At 45.6% G+C, this 642-nt stretch carries 1 protein-coding gene; it reads right to left on the reverse strand.

Translation table 11 applies throughout. The features are described from left to right. The coding region (locus B3O33_RS12175) for a GAF domain-containing protein (protein WP_292363720.1) at positions 1–642 on the reverse strand (642 nt) is incomplete at both ends.

The raw sequence follows: 642 nt of genomic DNA on the forward strand, positions 1-642 counted from the left end.
CGCGGTTTCTGGTCGATCAAACAAATAGCGCCAAGCCTTTCGCCACTGGGGGCTTTGAAAGGATAACCCGCATAGAATTGGATATTCGGGGGATCTGTGACCAGTGGATTATCAGAAAATCGTGGGTCAATCGTCGCATCGTTCACAATAAAACTATTTTCTTGTTCGATGGTGTAATTACAAAAGGCATACTCTCGGGGTGTTTCACTGACGTCCAAACCTATTTTTGATTTGAACCACTGTCTCTCATCATCCAGAAAGGTAATCAGTGCAACCGGCACATCAAACATGCGTTTTGCCAGGCGTGTTATCCGATCAAAACGTTGTTCTGCCGGGGTATCCATAATATTAATAGACTCAAGCGCTTTTAAGCGTTGTTGCTCCAAAGCCAGTTTGCGTTGCTGTAGCCATTGATCAATCTGATCCGCCGGAAGCGGTCTGCCTATGAAATAACCCTGCGCTTTATCACATCCCTGCTGTTGCAGATACTGTAACGTGGCGTAGTCTTCGATGCCTTCAGCAATCACTTTCATATCCAGGCTATGTGCTAATTCAATGATGGCCTGAATGACCAGCCTTGATTCACGTGACTGCTGTGCCGTCATCACAAAGGATTTATCCACTTTTACTTCGGAAAATGGC

Source organism: Methylophaga sp. UBA1464 (assembly GCF_002325665.1).
In the GTDB taxonomy this organism is placed as follows: Bacteria; Pseudomonadota; Gammaproteobacteria; order Nitrosococcales; family Methylophagaceae; genus Methylophaga.